Here is a 436-nt window from a genome sequence, read left to right as displayed (position 1 = left end):
TCCGGTTGGTACTCCGCGTTGTTTATCGATTGTAACCCTTCCTTCTGAAATTCCTCTGAAAACATTACCATTGCTTCCATAATTACTGGTCTTGAAAATCTGAACCCCTCCTGGGTTAAAAATTTCAACAGAATTATTAGGATATTGGTCTAAACCATCTATTCTAAGATAATCGTTTAAATCATCACCGTTAGGAGAAACCGAATTGTACACAATTACATCTTTAACTTTAATCGATGCTTCTGCTCTATTATTTGTTTCATTATTATCTACCGGATTTGAATCCGTTAAATAAACGATATTCAAATAATCTCCTTTTTCTTTCACTTTTGCAGTTACCTTTAAAGTCTGACTTTCCTTTGATTGCAATACTGGTATTGTCCATATTCCACTAGTTGGATTATATTTTCCCGCAGAAGCTTCCGAAGCTACATAA

1 protein-coding gene is annotated in these 436 nt (G+C 34.4%); it reads right to left on the bottom strand.

Features of this window, described 5'->3' with window-relative positions; genetic code table 11:
- A partial coding sequence (locus FLA105534_RS20330) for a T9SS type B sorting domain-containing protein (RefSeq protein ID WP_173967916.1) occupies positions 1 to 436 on the bottom strand: 436 nt, incomplete at both ends.

Origin of the sequence: Flavobacterium collinsii (assembly GCF_902804485.1) — a bacterium.
In the GTDB taxonomy this organism is placed as follows: Bacteria; Bacteroidota; Bacteroidia; order Flavobacteriales; family Flavobacteriaceae; genus Flavobacterium; species Flavobacterium collinsii.
Note: the sequence above shows the minus strand (reverse complement) of the source record. Positions and strands in the feature narration are given on the sequence as shown.